At 61.6% G+C, this 21,591-nt stretch carries 20 protein-coding genes and 1 pseudogene; 8 read left to right on the top strand and 13 right to left on the bottom strand.

Going from position 1 to position 21,591, the window contains the following annotated elements:
- Window positions 1–153: 153 nt before the first annotated feature.
- Window positions 154–1,326 (bottom strand): FAD-binding oxidoreductase, encoded by a 1,173-nt coding sequence (locus M0D65_RS15200; RefSeq protein WP_266253434.1) that lies wholly within the window; start codon window positions 1,324–1,326, stop codon window positions 154–156.
- Between the two features lie 127 nt (window positions 1,327–1,453).
- Complete coding sequence (locus M0D65_RS15195; RefSeq protein ID WP_266253433.1) at window positions 1,454–2,953, bottom strand: aldehyde dehydrogenase family protein; 1,500 nt, start codon at window positions 2,951–2,953, stop codon at window positions 1,454–1,456.
- Window positions 2,954–3,173: 220 nt separating this feature from the next.
- Here M0D65_RS15195 and M0D65_RS15190 point away from each other — a divergent pair, with 220 nt between their 5' ends.
- The gene (locus M0D65_RS15190) at window positions 3,174–3,812 is read left to right on the top strand and encodes a helix-turn-helix domain-containing protein (RefSeq protein WP_266253432.1); all 639 of its coding nucleotides are present in this window, start codon (window positions 3,174–3,176) and stop codon (window positions 3,810–3,812) included.
- Window positions 3,813–3,857: 45 nt separating this feature from the next.
- On the opposite strand, the gene M0D65_RS15185 is transcribed toward M0D65_RS15190, so the two are convergent.
- Window positions 3,858–4,895, bottom strand: a complete 1,038-nt coding sequence (locus M0D65_RS15185) for a DUF1338 domain-containing protein (protein WP_266253431.1) — start codon at window positions 4,893–4,895, stop codon at window positions 3,858–3,860.
- Window positions 4,896–5,060: 165 nt separating this feature from the next.
- On the opposite strand from M0D65_RS15185, the gene M0D65_RS15180 reads away from it, so the two are divergent.
- Window positions 5,061–5,993, top strand: a complete 933-nt coding sequence (locus M0D65_RS15180) for a LysR substrate-binding domain-containing protein (RefSeq protein ID WP_266253430.1) — start codon at window positions 5,061–5,063, stop codon at window positions 5,991–5,993.
- A gap of 11 nt (window positions 5,994–6,004) precedes the next feature.
- Here the strand turns inward: M0D65_RS15180 and gor are convergent, their stop codons facing one another.
- The 4 genes from gor to M0D65_RS15160 form a co-directional block, all read right to left on the bottom strand.
- Entirely contained in the window at window positions 6,005–7,369 is a 1,365-nt protein-coding gene (gene gor, locus M0D65_RS15175; RefSeq protein ID WP_266253429.1) for a glutathione-disulfide reductase, read from the bottom strand.
- A 187-nt stretch (window positions 7,370–7,556) separates the two neighbouring features.
- On the bottom strand, window positions 7,557–7,877 hold the full coding sequence (locus M0D65_RS15170; RefSeq protein WP_266253428.1) for a hypothetical protein: 321 nt from the start codon (window positions 7,875–7,877) through the stop codon (window positions 7,557–7,559).
- Between the two features lies 1 nt (window position 7,878).
- A complete protein-coding gene (locus M0D65_RS15165; RefSeq protein ID WP_266253427.1) occupies window positions 7,879–9,237 on the bottom strand; it encodes an acyclic terpene utilization AtuA family protein in 1,359 nt (452 codons plus the stop codon).
- Window positions 9,238–9,259: 22 nt separating this feature from the next.
- Complete coding sequence (locus M0D65_RS15160) at window positions 9,260–10,564, bottom strand: CitMHS family transporter (protein ID WP_266253426.1); 1,305 nt, start codon at window positions 10,562–10,564, stop codon at window positions 9,260–9,262.
- A gap of 99 nt (window positions 10,565–10,663) precedes the next feature.
- On the opposite strand from M0D65_RS15160, the gene M0D65_RS15155 reads away from it, so the two are divergent.
- From M0D65_RS15155 to M0D65_RS15145, 3 genes are all read left to right on the top strand, one after another.
- Window positions 10,664–11,560, top strand: a complete 897-nt coding sequence (locus M0D65_RS15155) for a LysR family transcriptional regulator (protein ID WP_266253425.1) — start codon at window positions 10,664–10,666, stop codon at window positions 11,558–11,560.
- Window positions 11,561–11,729: 169 nt separating this feature from the next.
- The gene (locus tag M0D65_RS15150) at window positions 11,730–13,130 is read left to right on the top strand and encodes an OFA family MFS transporter (RefSeq protein ID WP_266253424.1); all 1,401 of its coding nucleotides are present in this window, start codon (window positions 11,730–11,732) and stop codon (window positions 13,128–13,130) included.
- A gap of 11 nt (window positions 13,131–13,141) precedes the next feature.
- Window positions 13,142–13,270, top strand: coding sequence for an oxalate:formate antiporter (locus tag M0D65_RS15145; protein ID WP_266253423.1), 129 nt, complete (start codon window positions 13,142–13,144; stop codon window positions 13,268–13,270).
- Window positions 13,271–13,353: 83 nt separating this feature from the next.
- Here the strand turns inward: M0D65_RS15145 and M0D65_RS15140 are convergent, their stop codons facing one another.
- A complete protein-coding gene (locus M0D65_RS15140) occupies window positions 13,354–13,818 on the bottom strand; it encodes a hypothetical protein (RefSeq protein ID WP_266253422.1) in 465 nt (154 codons plus the stop codon).
- 179 nt (window positions 13,819–13,997) lie between these two features.
- Complete coding sequence (locus M0D65_RS15135) at window positions 13,998–14,906, bottom strand: LysR family transcriptional regulator (protein WP_266253421.1); 909 nt, start codon at window positions 14,904–14,906, stop codon at window positions 13,998–14,000.
- 109 nt (window positions 14,907–15,015) lie between these two features.
- Here M0D65_RS15135 and M0D65_RS15130 point away from each other — a divergent pair, with 109 nt between their 5' ends.
- Window positions 15,016–16,581: an MFS transporter gene (locus tag M0D65_RS15130; protein ID WP_266253420.1), complete on the top strand. Its 1,566-nt coding sequence runs from the start codon at window positions 15,016–15,018 to the stop codon at window positions 16,579–16,581.
- A gap of 27 nt (window positions 16,582–16,608) precedes the next feature.
- On the opposite strand, the gene M0D65_RS15125 is transcribed toward M0D65_RS15130, so the two are convergent.
- Entirely contained in the window at window positions 16,609–17,532 is a 924-nt protein-coding gene (locus tag M0D65_RS15125) for a LysR family transcriptional regulator (protein WP_266253419.1), read from the bottom strand.
- A 164-nt stretch (window positions 17,533–17,696) separates the two neighbouring features.
- Here M0D65_RS15125 and M0D65_RS15120 point away from each other — a divergent pair, with 164 nt between their 5' ends.
- A complete protein-coding gene (locus tag M0D65_RS15120; protein ID WP_266253418.1) occupies window positions 17,697–18,434 on the top strand; it encodes a bifunctional 2-polyprenyl-6-hydroxyphenol methylase/3-demethylubiquinol 3-O-methyltransferase UbiG in 738 nt (245 codons plus the stop codon).
- Between the two features lie 70 nt (window positions 18,435–18,504).
- On the opposite strand, the gene M0D65_RS15115 is transcribed toward M0D65_RS15120, so the two are convergent.
- Both M0D65_RS15115 and M0D65_RS15110 read right to left on the bottom strand, forming a co-directional pair.
- On the bottom strand, window positions 18,505–19,359 hold the full coding sequence (locus M0D65_RS15115; RefSeq protein WP_266253417.1) for an SDR family oxidoreductase: 855 nt from the start codon (window positions 19,357–19,359) through the stop codon (window positions 18,505–18,507).
- A gap of 130 nt (window positions 19,360–19,489) precedes the next feature.
- Window positions 19,490–19,948, bottom strand: coding sequence for a hypothetical protein (locus M0D65_RS15110; protein WP_266253415.1), 459 nt, complete (start codon window positions 19,946–19,948; stop codon window positions 19,490–19,492).
- Window positions 19,949–20,303: 355 nt separating this feature from the next.
- On the opposite strand from M0D65_RS15110, the gene M0D65_RS15105 reads away from it, so the two are divergent.
- Entirely contained in the window at window positions 20,304–21,224 is a 921-nt protein-coding gene (locus M0D65_RS15105) for a LysR family transcriptional regulator (protein ID WP_266253414.1), read from the top strand.
- A 146-nt stretch (window positions 21,225–21,370) separates the two neighbouring features.
- Here M0D65_RS15105 and M0D65_RS15100 read toward each other — a convergent pair.
- Window positions 21,371–21,591 (bottom strand): annotated as a pseudogene (locus M0D65_RS15100) (sodium:solute symporter); the annotation flags it as partial.

Raw genomic sequence — 21,591 nt, 5'->3', positions numbered from 1 at the left:
GCGGCGGGTAAAGGCGCGGCTATCGATATCTACTCACTAAGTATTGAGTTTTTGGAATCATCGGTGTGCGGGGCGGTGCCGACCGATGTCGATGAAAAAACCCGGCACGCAGCCGGGTTTCAGGTAAGTCATTCTTCACAGTCGCGTCGATGCTCAAACCACGTTTTTCTCGACAAACGGCCGCTTCTCCAGCACGCGCGCAAAGTTCAGCGCGGACAGATCGAGTGTCGTATAGCGACCGTGCAGGATCAGTTCGCTCACCCCGCGTCCGGTCGCCGGACCCTGCTGCAAACCGTGGCCGCTAAAACCATTCGCAAAAATGCAGTTATCGACCTCAGGATGCCGACCGATGATCGCGTTCTGGTCGAACACGTTGTACTCGTAGTAGCCGGACCAGCAGTTCTGCACGCGCAGCGCTTCGAACTGCGGCACACGGTTCGCGAGCGTCGGCCAGATCACGTCGTCGAACAGCGCGTGATCGACTTCGTCGAGCGGCAGATCGTCGGGGTCGTTATCCGCGGCAGGCGACGTACCGCAGATAAACGACTTGCCCTCCGGGCGGAAGTACACGCCGGTGGGATCGATCAACAACGGGCAATGCTCGAGCTGCGCCGGCGAACTGACGTTGAAAATGCTGCGACGACGCGCGTATACCGGCAAATCGATATCGAGCATCTGCGCCACGCGGCGCGACCACGCGCCTGCTGCATTGACCACGATATCGCAGGCGTAGTGTTCGCCGCTCGCGGTGACGACCCCTGTCACGCGGATGCCGTCGCGCTGCAACGCGGCGACATCGTCGGCGACATAACGCGCGCCCAGTGCCTGTGCCTTCTTGCGCAGCGCCTGCACGAGCCCATAGCCGTCGAACCAGCCCTCGCCGCTTTCACCGAATGCGCCGGCGGCCAGATCATCGGTATTGAGCCACGGGAAGCGCGTCTGCAACGCCGCGGTGTCGAGCAGGCTAATGTCGGCGCCAAGCCGCTGTTGCAGAGCGTGGTTCTCGCGCAGCGTATCGGCACCGGCGGAGGTGGCAAGAAACAGGTAGCCGCCTTCGTGCAGATCGATCGACGGCCGTGTACCGTCTACAGCTAGCCGCTCGCCGATCGAGCGCAGAAACTCGATGCCGAACAGCGACATCTGGACCGACAGCGGAGTCGAGAACTGCTGGCGAATCGATGCGGCCGACAGCGCCGACGACGAGCGCGCATAAGTCGGATCGCGCTCGATTACGGTGACGCTGACCGTCGGATCCGACAGGCGCAGGAAATACGCGATCGAACTGCCGATCACCCCACCGCCGACGATGACAACTCTCGAACTCACGTCTCACTCCACGAATGACTCACGCTGGACACGCGTACTCATCACGGCACGCATGTTGCGCACCGCTGCGGCACTGCGGCGCTTCGCTCCACGCCGCAGCAGCACACAGAAACGCGGCCCGCTACGTTCAACCAATGTTGAAATCGATACCCTGCGCGAGCGGCAACGCCGACGAATAGTTGACCGTATTCGTCGCCCGGCGCATATACGCCTTCCACGAGTCGGAGCCGGATTCGCGACCGCCCCCGGTTTCCTTCTCGCCGCCAAACGCACCGCCGATCTCGGCGCCGCTCGGTCCGATGTTCACGTTGGCGATGCCGCAATCGCTGCCCGCCGCCGACAGGAAGCGTTCCGCTTCGCGCAGGTCGGTCGTGAACACGCACGACGACAACCCATGATGCGCAGCGTTGTTCGCCTCGACCGCTTCGGCGAAATCGCTGTAGCGCAGCACGTAGAGGATCGGTGCGAAGGTTTCCTTCAATACGATGGCGGTTTGCGAAGGCATTTCGACGAGCGCCGGGCGCACGTAGTAACCGCCTTCGTAGCCCTTCACTTCGATGCGATCGCCGCCGGTCACCTTGCCGCCTTCGGCCTGCGCCTGCTGCAACGCTTCCTGCATGCGCGCAAACGACTGCTTGTCGATCAGCGGTCCCATCAGCGTGCCTTTTTCCAGCGGGTTGCCGATCGGCACCTTGCTGTACAGCTGCTTCAGACGTTCGACGGTTGCGTCATACACGCTGTCGTGTACGAACAGGCGACGCAGCGTCGTGCAGCGCTGGCCGGCCGTACCGACCGCCGAGAACAGAATGCCGCGCAGCGCGAGTTCGCGATCGGCAGTAGGCGCAACGATGCCCGCATTGTTGCCGCCGAGTTCGAGCAGCGAGCGGCCAAAGCGCTTCGCCACTTCGACGCCGACCGTGCGGCCCATTTCCGTACTACCGGTCGCGCTGACGATCGACGCGCGCGGATCGGCCACCAGCTTCGCGCCCACATCGCGACCACCGTTAATCAACGCGGTCAGCCCAACCGGCGCATCGCCGAACGCCTGCAGCGCTTCCTTGAGAATCTGGTTGACCGCGAGCGCGGTGAGCGGCGTCTTTTCGGACGGCTTCCAGATCACCGCGTTGCCGCAGACCAGTGCGAGCGCCGCGTTCCACGACCAGACGGCCGCGGGGAAATTGAATGCCGAGATGACGACGCAGGTGCCGAGCGGATGCCACGATTCGGCCATCCGGTGGCCGGGGCGTTCCGAGGCGATGGTAAGACCGTACAGCTGGCGCGACAGACCGACCGCGAAATCGCAGATGTCGATCATTTCCTGCACCTCGCCGAGCCCTTCCTGAAGGATCTTGCCGGTTTCGAGCGTGATGATGCTGCCAAGCGCCTGCTTCTTCTCGCGCAGACGTTCGCCGAGCAGTCGCACCAGTTCGCCGCGGCGCGGTGCCGGGACGTTGCGCCAGACGTTGAACGCCTCTTTCGCGGCGACGAGCGCTGCATCGACGTCAGCGGCTGTATTGCTGGCTACGCGGCCAACGAGGTCGCCCGTGATCGGCGAATGAACGGCGATATCGCCTGCTTCCGCCGCATGGGTGATGCCGAGATCGGCAAGGATAGTCGAAGCGTTCATGAGGATATTCCTTTAATTTCCGATACGAAACAAGGCCAGTTCGCAGACTATACACGCGGCGTCGGACAGCTACAAGCGGCCGTTATAAACAGGGCTTTTAACCCAACGAACCGGTTTGGCACACTGATGTCACCCTGTTTCTCATTGGAAAACATGGGTCTCAACAGTGCTATGATCGGCCACATTGCGTGCCGGGAGGGCACGGCCCCAGGGCCACACCATGAATACCCCCACCATCAAACCCAACGAGCCGTCCACCGCCGACCTGGGCCGCCGCGTCCGCGCCGCGCGGCTCGCCCACGACCTCACGCTCGAGAACGCGAGCCAGTTGTGCGGCGTGTCGCGCTCCACGCTATCGAAGGTGGAAAACGGCCTGATGTCGCCGACCTTCGACGTCCTGCAAAAAATCGTCCTCGGTTTGAAGATCGAAATCGGCGAGCTGTTCGGTTCGTCGCCGAAAGCGAGCGCCGGCGGGCGCCGCGCGCTGACCCGCAAAGACGCCGGCCAGCGCCACGCGTATCGCGGCTATCAGATGGAACTGCTCGCCACCGATCTCGCGCACAAGGCGATGCTGCCGTTTCGCATCCGCATTTCGGCTCACACGCTCGACGCGTTCGACGACTGGGGCCGTCACGAAGGCGAAGAATTCCTGTACGTGATCAGCGGCAGCGTGTGCCTGTATTCGGAGCTGTACGCGCCGACCCATCTGAACGCCGGCGACAGCCTGTATTTCGACAGCCGCACCGGTCACGCGGCCGTGTCCACCAGCGACGAAGATGCCGAAGTGCTGTGGATGGCGACCAGTGCGGATATTCCGCAGGTTGCGGCTGCTCAGGTTACGGAATCCACGAAGAAATAGCGCCGTGACGTTCGCCGGTGCGCGCCGCGTGCAGCAGCGTTACGCTCACGCCGCCTGGCTCGCAGTCATCTTGAAGATCCCTTGCGCGTTACCCGCGTCGAAACGCAGATCGGTTTCCCAGCGCCGCGTGTCCTGATCGAACGTGCGCTTGCGCGTGATGAACTCATAGAACGAACCGGGCACGTCGCGCGTGACGATCGAGCCGTCCTGCAAGCGAAACTCGCGGCGCACGATATCGGCGCGATACGCGGTCTGGAACACGCGGCCTGAACGCGAACGTTCGACTTCCGGCTTCATCGGGCGGCCCTTCGCCTTCTCTTCATCGGACAGGGCGAACACGTCGGCGACGCGATCGGTGGCGTGATTGAACGCGTTGCCTTCGGTTGCGATCCACGCCATCTCCGCGGATTCGTTCAGCAGCACCGCGTAATCCGCTTCGTTCGGAACGTCGTGCTGGCGCGCGAATGCACCGACTATTACGGGCAGCAAGCCGTGCGCCGCGTCGATCGGCAACACGCCGTCGCGCTCCAGTTCCCACAGATGCGTCACCGCTGCGGGCGTCAACGGATCGCGCGATGCGCCGATCACGTTCGTCACCGCCTGCTGGAAATCGGCCGAGAAACGCTCCGGATGCAACTCGCTGACGAAGAACTGCGCGATCTCGTCGGGTGCGTCGTCGTGAGCCCATGCGCGGCCGGTCATGCCGAGCCGGTCAAGTGGATAACGACCGTTGATACGAAAACCGAGCGGCCGCAGGATGCGCGCGAACGCCGCCTCACCGGGCGGCAACGCACCGCTATGCGGCCAGCGTACCGTGCGCAGCGCACCGTGATCGAAGTGCACGCTGCCGCCCGCAGCGAGCGCGTCCTGCGTATATGCGCGGCCATTCGGCGAGCGCTCCAGCAGATCTTCGAATAGCGCCATGTTCAGCGCCTGCGCGAGTTCCGCGCGCGTGACGACACCGTCCTCCCATTCGTTCAGTACCGCGGGATGATTGAGCGTCGCAAACAGCGCCGCGGTCCGGTGCGCGCCGATCAACTGCTGTAGCAGCCGCTCGACATTCGCGTTTCTTGGGGATTGCATCGATATTCCAGGTAGCCAGGTAGCCAGGTAGCGGACAACGCCTGCGGTAGTGACCGGATGTGATGAGGGCAACTCATCCGGCATCGTTCGGCCTCGATTATTCAAAGCCATGGCAACGCCGTAAAGCGAGATAAAATCCAGACTTGATGCGTTTTTGGAATCAACATGCGCAAATTCAAGATCCCCAACATGGGCGCGCTGCTAGCGTTCGAAGCAGCGGCGCGACATCAGAGCTTCACGCTGGCGGCACGCGAGCTGTTTCTGACCGAGAGCGCCGTATCGCGGCAGATCAATACGCTGGAGAGCAATCTCGGTGTGCGGCTTTTCGTGCGGGTGAAACAGCGTGTCGTGCTGACGAAGGCGGGCAAGGTGTATGGGGTGCAGGTGCGTCGCGCGCTCGAAAGTCTTGACCGCGACACACTGTCGATTATTGCGCACGGCAGCGGCGGCGGTTATCTGGAGCTGGCTGTGCTGCCTACCTTCGCCTCGCAATGGCTAATCCCGCGCTTCGCCGATTTCAATGCGCGCTATCCGGACGTGCGCGTGAACATGGGTGTGCGCACCGATACGTTCGCCTTCACCGACACGCATTTCGAAGCCGCGATTCACTATGGCAAACCAACGTGGCCCGGCACATCGTCCGACTTTCTGTTTCGCGAGGAAGTCGTGCCGATATGCGCGGCCAGCCTGCTGAAGCGTCGCGTGAAAACGCCCGCCGATCTGCTCGCCTATCCGCTGCTGCACTCGACAACGCGGCCCGATGGCTGGGCGACGTGGTTTGCGAATCTCGGCATCGAAGACAACCGCACCATGCAGGGCGTGCGCTACGAATTGCACACGATGCTGATCAGTGCGGCGGCGGCTGGCCTCGGTATTGCGCTGGTGCCGCGCTTCTTCGTGGATACGCAGCTCGAGCAGCTCGGGCTCGTCATAGCGTTCAATGCGCCGGCCATCGCCGAAGCGGCGTATTACCTCGTCTATCCAACCGAGCTGAGCCACGGCAAGCCGCTGGAGAGCTTTCGCGAATGGCTGCTAGACGAAGCTGCCGCCTACGCCGCGGCCAACCCGCAGCTTGCCGAAAGCGGCGACGGCGACTAGCCAGGGAGCGTCTACAGGTCGGCCACCTTGTCCCGCATGGTCACGAATTCTTCCGCCGAGCTCGGATGAATGCCGACGGTTTGATCGAACTGCTTCTTGGTCGCGCCGCATTTCAGCGCGATAGCGATGCCTTGCATGATCTCGGCTGAATCGGCGCCCACCATATGACAGCCGAGCACCCGATCGCTCTCGCGATCGACGACCAGCTTCATGAGCACCTTTTCCTGGCGCCCGCTCAGCGTGTGCTTCATTGGACGGAAGCGCGTTCGGTAGATGTCGACGGGGCGACCCAGCGCGCGAGCGGCTGTCTCCGTCAGGCCAACCGTTGCGACAGGTGGCTGGCAAAATACGGCCGTGGGTATGCCTTCCCGATCGAACGTCGTCGGATTGTTGTTGAACAGGGTTTCGGCTAACGCGCGCGCTTCGGCGATCGCCACCGGCGTCAGATTGATACGATCGGTGACGTCGCCCACGGCGTAGATGTTCGCAACGTTGCTGCGCGACCATTCGTCCACGATGACGGCACCCAGTAACCCGGTTTCGATACCGAGTCCTTTCAGACCCAGATCGCCAGTGTTGGGAATGCGGCCAATGGCGTAGAGAATCTGATCGCACGGAATCACTGCGTCGCTCTGATGGAGATGCGCCTCAAGACCGTGTGCTGTCTTCTCGATCCGTTCCACCCGCGCTTGCGATACGAAACGGACACCGCGTCGCGCCATCTCTTCAACCACGTGAGTACGAACATCCTCGTCGAAACCCTTCAGCGGGAGATCGCCACGGATGATCATCGTTACTTCCGCGCCCAGCGCGTTGAAGATGCCCGCGAACTCGACGGCAATATAGCCGCTGCCCACCACGGCGATCCGCTTCGGCAATTCAGGTAGTTCGAGTGCCTCGTTCGAGGTGATGGCGTGCTCGATGCCAGGTGTCGGCGGCAGGTGCGGCCGACTACCCGTTGCAATCAGAATGCGCTCTGCAGTGACGATGCGTTCGCCGACCTGAATGGTGTGAGCGTCTATCAGTTTGCCGCGCCCGTGGACTATTTCGACGCCTGCATCCTCCAGCATCTTGATGTAGATGCCATTGAGCCGGTCGACTTCCTTGTTCTTGGCTTCGATCAGGCGAGCCCAGTCGAAGTGGGCTTCAGGGATGGTCCAGCCATAGCCTTTTGCATCGTCGATCTCGTCGGCGATATGGGAGCCATAGACCAGCAGCTTCTTCGGCACACAACCGCGGATGACGCAAGTCCCGCCGATGCGGCTGTCCTCGCAGATGCCCACTCGCGCACCATAGGACGCCGCGCGGCGCGAGCCGGCGACACCGCCAGAGCCTGCGCCGAGGGTGAATAGATCGAAGTCGTACTTGGCGGTCATCGCTCCGTCCCGTTTCTGGATGTGTGCTTTCGTCGCGTTGAAATGCAGGGAACCGAGTGGGCCTGTACCGTCAGGCTGCGGGTTGCGGTTGCCTGCCTGCTGAGAACGAAGCACTCGGTCGTCGGGCTAGTATAAGTCGGGCGTTATGAATCGCGCTGGCGACACGATGCGGGCCATGCGCCGCAATTCACCCCACCCGATCCCGCTCCGGCACCTCAAGACTCAACAAAGCCGAGCTAAGCGATTTGCCGTGCGCATCGAGCGCGAGCGAACGCGTGACACCGCCGCCTAACGCATGCCCGAGCACGAAATTCAAAGCACCGATGGCCGGCATCTCAAACCGCGTCACCGTGCCACGCACGGTATCGCGCAGATGCGCCTGTACGCGTTCAGCAGTGACATGCGCGCACAGATGATCGTAGTCGCGCGCATCGCGGCAGATCACCGACACATTGAGCGTATCGCCCTTGTCGCCGGTTCTGGAGTGAGCGAGTTCGCGCAATTCCATGTCACACCTCCACGAGTTCGAACGATGCGTGCACGCAGTCGCGCGGCAGCAGCACCGATTGCACCGCGATAACTTCTCGCGCCGATTTCGTCGCCCCGCCGCCGCCGGCCGGTCCGTTCGTATACAACGTTTCGACTTCGTTACCGATCTGTACGGCCTCCGCAAGCGAAGCAGTGCGCCCAGCCACACGTACGCGCACCTCGTAGGGCTCCCAACCACGCCCGCCAAGCGTTTCGCCATGCAGCGCATCGACGCCGATCAGATCGAAGCGCAGTTCTTGCGCCGCTACACCAGTGATCCGCAGTCGCTCACGCACGATCTCGAGCGCAAGCCGCGCACGCGCCACAGCGCCCGGCCCTGCGTACGACATTTGCCCTTCACCGATAAAACCGTCTACATACGCGACTGACGTCTTCAACGTCGCCGTCCGCGGCGTGCCGCGCCCACCACTTACGCGCACACGGTCTTTCGCCAACTGCTCGACACGTACCCTCGTGAAATCGGCCACCACATCCGGCTGCAAATAACGACTGCAATCGTGCACTTCATACAGCAGTTGTTCCTTACAGGTCGCCTCGGTCACGCAGCCACCCGCATGCGGCACCTTCGTAATGATGACGGTGCCATCGGCGGCGACCTCACCGATAGGAAAGCCAAGGCGCGCGAGATCCGGTACATCCTTGAACCCCGGGTCCGCAAAATAGCCGCCCGTCACCTGACCCGCGCATTCGAGCAGATGGCCAACCACGGTCGCCTGCCCCAGCGTGTTCCAGTCGTCCATCGCCCAGCCATATTCGTGAATCAGCGGCGCGGTGAACAACGACGGGTCGGCAACACGCCCGGTCAGCACCACGTCGGCCCCAGCCGCGAGCGCATCGACAATCGGTGCAGCACCGAGATAAGCATTCGCCGACACGATGCGCGCCTCGAAATCGGCAACACGTTCGCCGGATTCCTCAAAGCGGTAGTCGCCCTGGCGCACCGCATCGAGCACATCGTCGCCCTTCACGGCGGCGATCTTCAGGCCCGAAAGTCCAAGCGTGCGCGCCAGCGACGCGGTATGACGCGCAGCAGCCAGCGGATTCGCAGCGCCCATGTTCGACACGATTCGCACGCGGTTGCGCATTGCAACCGGCAACACCGCACGCATCCTCGCATCGAGCAGCGGGTCGTAGCCGAGCGACGGGTCGCCGCGGCGCGCCTGCTGCGCGATCGCGATCGTGCGTTCGGCGAGGCATTCGAACACGAGATAGTCGAGCGCGCCATGTTCGGCCAGCTCGACGGCCGGTTCGATGCGATCACCCGAGTAACCCGCGCCTGTACCGAGGCGAACGGGACCTGTACGTCTCGTCGATGTCATGTCGTCTCGCCGGTGCCGGCGCTCACAGAGGAAAAATACCGAATACGACGCACGCAATCGTCATCACGATCGATGCGCCAAACAGCAATGGGAACGTGAACTTCTGATGGTCCGCGAGTTCGATCCCGGTCAATCCGACGACGAGAAACGTCGCCGGTGTGAGCGGGCTGACGGGAAAGCCGGTCGTCATCTGTCCGAGCAACGCGGCCTGCCCCACGTGCACGGCCGGCACGCCGAGCTGGCCCGCCACTTCGGCAATGACCGGCAATACGCCGAAGTAGAACGAATCGGGATCGAACAGCATGCTGAGCGGCATCGAGAGAATGCCGAGCGCGACCGGAATATGCCCAGCCATTCCTGGCGGTACGAGACCGACCGCGGCCTGAGCCATCGCCTTCAGCATGCCGCTGCCCTGCATCACGCCCGTGAACACACCCGCCGCGAGCAGAATGCCTGCCATCATCAGCGCGGCGCGTGCATGCGCATCGATGCGCTGCCGCTGCATGTTCACGTCCGGGTAGTTGACCAGCAACGCGATGCAAAAGCCGACCATGAACATAACCGCCGGCGGAATCTTCTCGCCCATCACGACCATCGTGCCAAGCACGATCACGGTCAGCACGATGTTGAACCAGAAATTGCGTGGTCTGCGCAGTGCCTGTTGCTCGTCGGTGAGTTCGCGCTTCGGTAGTTCGATCGTGCCGGACGCCGAGATCAGCCCGAGGCGTTTTTCTTCGCGGCGGCCGAGCCACCACGCCATGCTGAACACGAAGACGAGGCCGACGATTTGCACGGGAATCAACGGATTGAAGAGCGCCGACACCGGTAAGCCGAGCGAAGCGGAGGCGCGGATCATCGGTCCGGTCCACGGCAGGAAGTTGATGCCGGCTGCCATCGATGCAGCCGCCGCGAGCACCCGCCGGTCCATGTTCAAACGATCATAGAGCGGCAGCATCGCGGGGATCGTCACGAGAAAGCACACGGCCCCCGATCCGTCGAGGTGGATCAGCAGTGCGAGCAGCGTCGTACCCATCACGATGCGCGTCGGTTTCGTGCCGACCGCGCGCAGGATGCGGTCGATGATCGGATCGAGTGTGCCGGCATCGGTGATCGTGCCGAAATAGAGAATCGCGAAAACGAACATGCCAACGACCGGCGCAAGACTGCGCAACCCGTCGAGCACGAACTTGCTCGTCTGCAACCCGAAACCGCCGATCAGCGATGCCGCGATCGGCACGACGATCAACGCGACGAGCGGCGACATCCGCTTCGAGAGGATTGCCGCCAGCAATACGGCAATCGTGGCCAAACCCAGCAGTGGCAGCACGTGCTTGTCTCCGGTCTTGTTTTTTGGATCAACGAAGCGTAATTTCCGGACAGCAATAGAACAATTGAAATGATTTGATCGCAGCCATCAAGGTTCGTAATGGATTTGAGTCTTCGCGATATCCGCGCCTTTGTCGCCGTGGCGCAAACGGGCAGCTTCACGCGCGCTGCAACCCAGTTGCATCTGTCGCAGCCCGCGCTGACCGTGCAGATCCGCCGGCTCGAAGAGACTGTCGGCACGCGGCTCTTCGACCGCAACAGCCGCAATGTCTCGCTGACGCCGGTCGGGCGCGAGTTGCTGCCAACCCTGCAGAAGTCGCTGCACGACATGGAACACGTGCTCGCCGACGCGCGCTCGTTGAGCGACGGTACCTCGGGGACGGTGCGCATCGCCTGCCTGCCATCGTTTGCCGCGAGCCTGCTGCCCGATCTGATCCGCGCATTCCGCCAGAAACTGCCGGACGTGACGTTCCAGATTCGCGACGTCGTCGCGAACGTCGTCAACGCGCTGGTGCGCAACGAGGACGTCGACATCGGGCTGACCGGAGGCGAAACCACCGATCCATCGCTCGACGTGCTGTATGCGGGCGAAGATCGCCTGGTCGCGGTCTGTCCGAAAGGCCATCCGCTCGCGAAGCGTCGCTCGATCGGTCTCGCCGACCTGTTGCGCACGCCGCTCGTTCTGACTGCGCGCGGCACCAGTGTGCGCGCTGTCGTCGATGCCGCGCTGGCAGACGCTACAACACCGCCGACATTAGCTTGCGAACCCACCTACATGATGACGGCCGTCGCGATGGTGCGCGGCGGTCTCGGCGTCACGATCCTGCCCGGCTCGGCGCGCGAGATTCGCGCGGAGCCCGACCTCATTGCACGTCCTATCGACGATCCGCGCTTCGTGCGTCCCGTCGCGCTCGTCAAGAAACGCGGCCGGACCCTGCCGCCCGCTACCGATGCATTCGTTGAAACCCTGATACAGCGAATGGGCACGCAAGCCTAGCCGCCGCCTGAGCCCGCCGTTTATGCATTCACGTCTCATATTGCCAACCACTGTTTCCAGTCCTATCTTTGACGCCACATCACATTAAGGCCGCGCTTAAAACCCGCTCGATTCATTCGGGAATGGCGACAAGAGCCCATAACATCAGCACCCCAAACGGAGACCCAACATGAGCAGCACGATTCAACCACCGCGCACCAGCGGTTCGCCGCCGTTCTTTTCGAAGCAGGCCACCGTTGCCGGTCCAGGCTTCTCACGCTGGATGGTGCCGCCCGCCGCGCTCGCCGTGCATCTGTGTATCGGCCAGGCCTACGCGTTCTCGGTATTCAACGGTCCGCTCACGAAGGTGATCGGCATCACGCAGTCCGCTCCCGACGACTGGTCGCTCACCACACTCGGCTGGATCTTCTCGCTCGCAATCGTTTGCCTTGGGTTGTCGGCGGCATTTGCGGGCAAGTGGCTCGAACACGTGGGTCCGCGTCGCACGATGTTTACTGCGGCATGCTGCTTCGGCGGCGGCTTCCTCGTTTCGGCGCTCGGTGTCTGGCTGCATCAGATCGTGCTGCTGTATCTCGGCTACGGTGTGCTCGGCGGTATCGGGCTTGGGCTTGGTTATGTGTCGCCGGTGTCGACGCTGATACGCTGGTTCCCGGATCGTCGCGGGATGGCGACCGGCATGGCGATCATGGGCTTCGGCGGCGGTGCAATGATTGCCGCGCCGCTATCGGTGGCGTTGATGAATCACTTCAAGAGCGCGACCAGTATCGGCGTCGCCGAAACCTTCATCGTGCTCGGCATCGCGTACTTCATCTCGATGTCGATCGGCGCGCTCGCGATCCGCGTGCCGCCCGCCGACTGGAAACCGGCCGGCTGGACCCCATCCACCGCATCGAACAAGATGATCACGCGCAACCACGTGCATATCGATGAAGCGCTCAAGACACCGCAGTTCTACCTGATCTGGCTCGTGCTGTTCCTGAACGTGACCGCGGGCATCGGCATTCTCGGCCAGGCGTCGGTGATGATCCAGGAGAGCTTCAAGGAAACCGTCACGGCCGCGACGGCCGCCGGCTTTGTGGGGCTGCTGTCGCTGTTCAACATGGGCGGTCGCTTCGTGTGGGCCTCGGCATCCGACTGGGTCGGCCGCAAGAACACGTACTTCATTTTCTTTGCGCTGGGCGCTGTGTTGTACTTCCTCGTGCCGACCTTTGCGGCATCGGGCAACATCGCCCTCTTCGTGCTCGCCTATTGCGTGATCCTGTCGATGTACGGCGGCGGCTTCGCCACGGTGCCCGCGTATCTTGCTGACATGTTCGGCACGGCGTTCGTGGGCGGCATTCATGGACGGCTGCTCACGGCGTGGGCCGCGGCAGGTGTTGCAGGTCCCGTGCTGGTGAACTACATCCGTGCGTATGAAGTTGCGCACGGCGTCGCCAAAGCCGACGCGTACACGATGACGGTTCACATCATGGCGGTGCTGCTCGTAGTCGGCTTCGTCTGCAACCTGCTGGTCAAACGCGTGGACGACAAACATCACATGAGCGACGCGCAACTCGCGTCCGGCAATTGAGGGAGACCGCCATGATCGATCAGAACGCAGTTCATCCGACCAACAAGGGCTTGCTGGTTGTCTTCTGGGCCTATGTGCTGATTCCGCTTGCGTGGGGTGTCGTCAATACGTTGACTCAGGCGATGAAGCTGTTTCACTGAGCTGTTACAGCGTTACATCGCGTTGCACGAAAAGCCGGGTACGTACCCGGCTTTTCTGTTTTAGCGCGCCGCGAGTGCGGAAATTATCTGCCGTCGGTTGCGCGCATTTTCTCCGCCACCGCCTTGTAGTCGTAAGTGGGGTAAAACTCGGTGCGATAACCGCCCCATGCGGTCGTTTCGATAGCGCGGTTGACTTCGCGCAGCCGGCTCGCCGGTACACGCAGCGTGACGACCTGGCCGATGCCCATCATCACGTACCACGACACGACCTCGATGCCGGGCGGCGGAAAGGTTTTGAAATATCCTTGCGCGCGCAACTCATCGTTGATCTTCGGCAGTGGCTTCGATTCGTCGTGCCGCAGAAAGATGGTGAGCAGGAAGGTGTCGTCGGTAGCCGGTACGAGGCCAGGCTGGGGTGCGGCTGCGTTCGCCGCGGTTTGCGCGGTTTGCGTTTGCGCTGCGGCGCTGCGCATCACGAAGGGATTGCCCACGACAGCGGCCACAAGGGCAGCACATACGACACTGCGGCGTATCAGCGATTTCGACATCGATTGTCTCCGGGGATACCGACACGTCGCGCCGTGTCGCAACGATGCCGGCCGGGCAAACGCGCGAGCTTTCGCAGCGTGTGATTCCGGCGGCACGCGGTCATTCTGCCGCGTTCGTCGGCAGCGTGTCGTGACACGCGCAAACAGAGAGTTTCCGTGCGGCTCAGGTTCGAGCGTAGTTACACGAACGGACGGTAAGTTCTGGTCTGGGCTGGAGGCTTAGGTACCTGTGTCGGCACCGGTGCCGGTGCGGGCATATCGAGCACCATCTGCCCGAACTCGCGCACCGCGGGCGTGTCACTGCCGTTGGACAACAGCACGAAATCAGCGGTGGAGAGCGACGGCAAGCCATATTGCCCATCGACGATCCGCATGCCCGGTTCGAGGTCGTCGGTGGTCAGTACGGTGACCGCAAGCCCCGACAACACCGCCGCACGCAAACCCTGCTGGCTCGGCGACGTGAAGACGACATGCCATTTGATCTGGGTACTATCCAGCGCGTCCACACCGACCCGCCGGTTGATGCACGGCGCGGGAAAGAATGCGAGCGGTAACGACGCGCCTTGCGGGACATCGAATGTATCGGCGGCGATCCATGCGAACTGCGCGGGCCGCAACACCGTCCCGGCCGTGCTGCCGGGTGCCGTCATAACGACGGCGAGATCGAGTTCGTCGGCCTCGATCATCGCGCGCAGATCGAGGTTCATGCTGACGCTCACATCGAGCCGGACCTCGGGATACACGCGCGCGAATTGACATAGCAGCGACGGCAACCGGTCGCCCATGAAATTCTCCGGCACACCAAAACGCACGACTCCACATACCGGCGAAGACTGGAAGCGCCTCGCCAACGCATCGAGCGAATCGAGAATCTGCTGGGCGTGGCGCAGAAAATCCTGACCGTCTTCGGTCAAGGTCATGCTGCGCGTCGTGCGATGCAGGAGCGGCCGGCCCACCTGCTCTTCGAGGCGCCGGATCTGATGGCTGATCGCCGATTGCGTGAGGTGCAGCCGCTCGGCGGCGCGCGTGAAGCCGCCGGTTTCCTTGACGGCGACGAAAGCGCGCAACAGGGTGGGATCGAAGTCCATGGCGGCCGATAGATGATGAACGTTAATGGATTCTACAAAATTAAATCATTTCTATCATGAAGCCTGCGCGCCGAGAATGGTTTCTATCGCAGCTTTCGAAAGACGCCCTATGACGCTCTCTCACGCCGGTAAAAACCATATCGCGCTCGCCGCCGTTTGCCTCGCGGCACTGATGTTCGGCCTGGAAATCTCCAGTGTTCCTGTGATCCTGCCCACGCTCGAGAAGGTGCTGCATAGCGATTTCAAGGACGCGCAATGGATCATGAACGCCTACACGATTGCCTGCACGACCGTGCTGATGGCCGTCGGCACGCTTGCCGACCGCTATGGACGCAAACGCGTACTGCTGGTCAGCCTGGTCGGCTTTAGCGTTACGTCGCTGATCTGCGGCCTCGCGCAAAGTGCGTCGGTGCTGATCGTGAGCCGGTTTCTGCAGGGCATGGGCGGAGGCGCGATGCTGATCTGCCTGATCGCCGTGCTGTCGCACCAGTTCCAGGAAGGTAAGGAGCGCAGCAATGCGTTCGCGATCTGGGGCATCGTATTCGGTGTCGGCCTCGGTTTCGGGCCGATCATTGGCGGCGCGATCGTCGCGCTGTCGAACTGGCACTGGGTGTTCCTCGTCCATGTTCCGCTCGGCCTGCTAACGCTGGTACTCGCTTTGAGCAGCGTCGAAGAGTCAAGCGATCCGCATGCGAAGCGCCTCGATAGCGCGGGCATCGTCACGCTGTCGCTTGCCGTGTTCGGTTTCACCTACTTCATCACGCAGGGCCCGGACCTGGGCTTTACGAGCACGACGGCGCTGAGCATCGCGGCCGCCGCAGCGGTCAGCTTCGTGGCGTTCATCATCGTCGAACGCATGAATGCGCATCCGATGTTCGATTTCTCGGTGTTCAGAATCCGCAATTTTTCGGGGGCGATCTTCGGTTCGATCGGCATGAATTTCAGCTTCTGGCCGTTCATGATCTATCTGCCGATCTACTTCCAGAGCGGTCTCGGCTACGACACCGTCACCGCGGGGCTGTCGCTACTTGCCTACACGCTGCCGACGCTCGTCATTCCGCCGCTCGGCGAGCGGCTCGCGTTGCGCTATCGGCCAGGCGCCGTGATTCCTGCCGGACTCTTCACGATCGGTCTCGGCTTCATCCTGATGCGCTATGGCAGCAGTGTCGCTCACGCAAGCTGGCTGACGATGCTGCCGGGTGCGCTGATCGCGGGCACGGGCCTCGGGCTCACCAATACGCCGGTGACCAACACCACCACCGGCTCGGTGTCGACCGCCCGTGCAGGGATGGCATCCGGCATCGACATGAGCGCCCGGTTGATTACGCTCGCCATCAATATCGCGCTGATGGGGTTCATCCTGGTGGAAGGCATCCTGTCGCATCTGCAGCGCGCGTTGCCCGGCGTCTCCGATGCGGCGCAGTTGCGCTTGCTGGCGGAAAAGATCGCGGCCGGCAATTTCGCGGGGCTCGCGCAAGTGGCTCCCGAACTTGCCACTGCGGATGCGTCGGGTACCGTCGTGCATGCCGCACTCGTACATGGCTTCGGCGCGGTGATGCTGTACGGTGGAATCGGCGTGTGGGTGCTGGCCGCGCTCAGCTTCACGACGTTCGGTTCGGCCAACCGCGTGTCACGCGAAGCGAACGTGAAGGCCGGCGAATCCGTCTGCCCGTAACGTCAGCGCTATACACGGATGTAGCGCTCACGCTTCGCTGGTCAGCAGCTCGATCCCATCGAGCTGCGCAGCACACGTGTCGCGCACGATCGTTACGAAGTCCCGGAAATAAGGCCGCGCCGCCTGCGGCTTGCCGGCTACCGCATAGAGTTCGCTCCATAGTCCGTGCGGGCCAACCCGCTTTGCCAGCACGTAGTCGTGATCGACGTAGTTTTTCACACCCCAGTTCGGCAGCGCGGCGATACCGCGGCGACTGGCCACGAGTTGCATGATCGCGATGGTCAGCTCGGCGGTGCGCCGTTCGAGCCGGATACCCGCTGGCTCGAGCACCTCGCGAATCAGATCGATGCGCACTTCGGGCACGGGGTAGGTAATCAGCGTTTCCTCGCGCAGGTCGTCGGCCACGATACGACGCTTGCTTCTCAGACGATGCTCGTTCGCCAGCACGACCAGAATCTCGAAGCGGAACAGCGGCGACACATGCAGGTTGCGTTTGCTGGTCGGTTTCGAGCCGATCACGACATCGGCCTTGCCGTCGCTCAGCAGTCTGAGCGGGTCCGCATGAAACCCCGCGACGAGATCGACTTCCACCTCCGGCCAGCGGCGCCGGAATTCATCCATCACCGGCATCAACCAGTCGAAACACGTATGGCATTCGAGCACGATGCGCAGCTCGCCCTGGGCATCGCCCTTTAGCCGCGCGAGATCGCGCTCGGCTGCACTCACCGCCGCGAGCGTCTCGCGTGCGAGCACGAGCAAGCGCTCGCCGGCCGTGGTGAAGCGCAGGCCCTGCTTGGTGCGCTCGAACAGCGACACGTCGTAGTGGCTTTCCATGTCCCTGATCTGATGGGACAGCGCGGACTGGCTTAGATGGACGCGCTCGGCGGCTGCGACGAGCTTGCCCGAATCGGCGATCGCGATCAGTGAGCGCAAATGGCGGATTTCAAGCACGGTGGGCTCCTGGCGCAGTTGCGGGACGCAATAGCAGGATATGAGTCTGGTTCATGAAATGGTGAAAACATGTCGCGTGATGAATAGTAGCGCGACTTCACCGAATCCGAGCCGCTGGTATGCTTTCGGCACATCTTGCGCAAGCAACCCGGACACGCATCGACATGACCCAGAATATCTACGACCACCCGGCATTCTTCGAAAGCTATAGCCATCTCGAGCGTTCGGTCGGCGGGTTGAACGCGGCACCGGAATGGCCCGCGCTTCAGGCGATGCTGCCGGATCTCGGCGATCGCGATGTGGTGGATCTCGGTTGCGGTTATGGATGGTTCTGCCGCTGGGCGCGCGAACACGGTGCGCGCACCGCCCTCGGGCTCGACGTTTCGCAAAAGATGCTCGCCCGCGCCGCGGAAATGACCACCGATCCCGCGATTCGCTACGCACATGCTGATCTCGAAACGCTCGAACTTCCCGAAGGGGCATTCGCGCTTGCGTATAGCTCGCTTGCATTGCATTACGTCGAGAACCTGCCCGGCCTGTTCCGTGCGATTCATCGTGCGTTGCTGCCCGACGGGCATCTGGTGTTCTCGGTGGAGCATCCGATTTATATGGCGTCGCAGCGCCCCGGCTGGATTGTCGACGCGCACGGACACAAGACCTGGCCGGTCGACAGCTATCAGATGGAAGGCCGGCGTGTTACGCACTGGCTGACCGACAGCGTGATCAAGCAGCATCGTACGATCGGTACGTTGCTGAATCTGCTGATCGATAGCGGGTTTGTGATTGCGCGTGTCGATGAATGGGGGCCGACGGCGGCGCAGATCGCTGCACATCCCGCGCTTGCGGAAGAGCGTGAGCGTCCGATGATGTTGCTCGTCTCTGCTCGACGTGAGCGCGGCTAGCGATCTATCCGGGTCGATTCGATGCGCCGGATGCCAATAGCCTGCTCTATCGAGCAATCAGGCCGTCAGATTAAGACTGCAGTGCGACCCTGATCGCTTCGGAAAACGGCGTTGTGCTTCTGCCAAGAAGCTGGGACAGATCTCGCGAGGAACTATCCAGCTCTCCGTTCGAAGACTTTATATCCGCGTCGACGATGACATCGACAATCATCCTGGGTAACCCCAAGCCGAGCAACGTAGCCTCATACTCGGCGGGCGGCAGATCCTTATAGACGATGGGCCGGCCAGCCTGCCTTGAGAGTTCCTCAGCAAATTCAAACATCGAGAACGCTGGGTTTCCCGCAAGTTCATAGGTCTTGTTTGCATGGCCTGGCTGGGTAAGCACCGTCACAGCCGCACCTGCATAGTCGGCACGCGTAGCCGAGGCAAATCGGCCTTGTCCCGCACTGCCGATAATGGTGCCCTGGGCAAGCGCCGCAGCGATGACCGCCGTGGAATTTTCCAGGTACCAGCCGTTGCGCAGCAGCGCGTAGTCGACGCCGGCGCTCTTCAGATACGCCTCAGTTGCCTGATGCTCACCCGCGAGAGTCAAGCTGGAGGTGTCAGCGCGCAACATGCTCGTGTAGGCAATAAATTTCACGCCGGCTTGCTTCGCGGCATCGATCACGGCCTGGTGTTGCCTGAGTCGTTCGCCCGGTACGACCGCCGAGATAAGCAGCAGCTTCTCAGCGCCTTGAAATGCCTCGACTAGCGTTTCCGGTCGATCATAGTCAGCCTCGCGTACGTCGACGCCCAGGGCGCGCAAGTTGTCGGATTTTTCCGGATTGCGAACTGCCGCGATGATCTGGTTTGCAGGGGTCACCTGCAGTAGATTCTTGACAACCAGTTGACCAAGGTTTCCGTTTGCTCCAGTAATGACGATCATGGTGTGTTTCCTTTTTGCGTAGAAGAAATTTTCGTTCGGCGTTCAGCGCGGACGGTAGTCGATGCCAGTGCAATGGTGTTTAGCGATATCGGGGGGACATTGCGGTGTTGATTTACCCGCGTGGTTGCAATCAGCGGCGGATATCGTCCGATTTGGCCCATCCGCGCTGAATCAACAGTGCGATCGGCAGGCCGAGGCCGAACATGTGGATCAGGAGTGCAGGCAGATAGGGCATCGCCGTTACCGACGCGGGCGTGGCGAAGGCGCTGCGCGGCAACACGACAAGGCCCATGAAGAAGAACACGGCAATGCCGAGCACAGGGCCGCCGATCCACGCCCAGCGGTTCACCGCGGGCAGACGCCACGCGATGAGCCCGTATGCGAGCGCCGGAACGATCGATACGAAGAAGTGCAGCAGGATCCCCACGATCAGACCAGCCATGCCGTCATAGGCGGACATACCCATCACGCTGCTGGCCGCCAGCTGCATCTCGGGAACGACGCCGACGCCACGCGCCAGTTGCAGGATTAAAACCGGAACGAGAACGATGAAACCGGCCGCGACGCCAGCGATCGTTCCAATGGTCACGGCGCGGGACAACCTGCTCCGCGAACTCGCCGGCCGCGTCGTCTTGTTGCCCGGAACTTCAAACGTGGTTTGCATAGTGTGACCCTCGTGGTCTTGATGAACTGTGGACGTCGGAACATCTTCTCCGTCGTTGAAAACAGTCTAGGGACCTGGGTCATCACGAGAAACTCGGAATCTATTAACAGATTGTTGTCGAATTCCCCTCGAATCGATAGTTATTCACATCAGGCAGGCTGATCATGCTGGACGGCTCAGGCTCCGGTTATATGCCCGCGCGGTTCGCCCGTCTTTATTCTGGTTTTATATGGCAGTATCCCGGTGAACGACGGCGCCCAACCATTGAGCAAAGGGATACATGGATAAGTTCGACGCGATGCGCGCATTTGTACGTGTGGTGGAATCGGGAAACTTCACCAAGGCCGCCGAAACCCTCAACGTTCAAAAGCCGACTGTGACGCGACTGGTTCAGTTGCTGGAAGACGATCTGGCAACGAAGCTGCTCAATCGCACAACCAGGCGCGTCACTGTCACGCCCGATGGCGCGGCCTATTACGATCGAGCCGTACGCTTGCTGACTGAACTGGAGGAACTGGAGAATGCCATGATCGGCGCCAGGTCCAATCCGAAAGGCAGGCTGCGCATCGATCTTCCGCGCCCGCTTGCCCATTCGGTTGTCGTTCCAGCTCTTCCGGATTTTCTCGAAAAATATCCAGACATCGATCTGGAGATTGGTGCCAGTGATAATCCAGTCGACCTGTTTGGAGACAACGTGGACTGCGCAATACGTATCGGGAAATTGACCGATCAATCACTGGTGGCCCGACGAGTCGGCTTCAGTTATTTCGGGCTATGCGCATCGCCGGAATACTGGAGGAAATACGGTAAGCCGAAGCACCCACGCGAGATCGATCTTCACCATACGGTGATTCGCATGATTTCAGCGAGCACGGCAAGACCATTTCCAATCGTCGCCAGTTACGGCGACGATACGGTCGATATTCAAGGCAAGAAAACTGTCCTTTGCAACGACGTGTCAACCTGTACCGATCTCGCCAGAGCGGGACTCGGAATTATCAGTGGCGGCACATTCATGACGGCGCCACTGATCGCATCCGGTGAACTGGAGCCTTGCCTCGAACAATGGCATCTTCCGCCAATGCCTGTGTCGGTCGTGTATCCACCGAACCGGCACCTGAGTAATAAATTACGTGTGTTCGTGGACTGGGTCGTCGAGCTGTTTGCCAATCATCCGTCGCAGAAGAAATCGGGCGGCTAACCCATTTCAAAGAGACGTTGTCCGGATGCGGGCGGTTGAAAAGGTACTGCTACTGGAGCGGTCCAATGACTCTGGACACCTCTACAGGGGATACCCCCCAGATGAACCGCTCCAGGTTTCTTTGTAACTGCAGCGATAACCACTCGCTACACGCTAGACCGCTTCGGCGTCACCATCGACACCACAAACGTCACGACGATATTCAGCACAAGCGCGATCAAGCCGATATACAGCGGGTAAGTGGCTCCGCCCACATGCAGCGCGAACACCGGCTTGAGCCCCTGCACGATCGCGAGTCCCGTGCCGGTCACGATCCCCGCCAGCCAGCCGAGGAACAGCCCCGGCGTATTCAGCCGCCTCGTGTACA

This window comes from Paraburkholderia sp. CHISQ3 (assembly GCF_030464945.1).
GTDB classification, from domain to species: domain Bacteria; phylum Pseudomonadota; class Gammaproteobacteria; order Burkholderiales; family Burkholderiaceae; genus Paraburkholderia; species Paraburkholderia megapolitana.
This window is presented reverse-complemented; position numbering and strand designations above follow the sequence as displayed.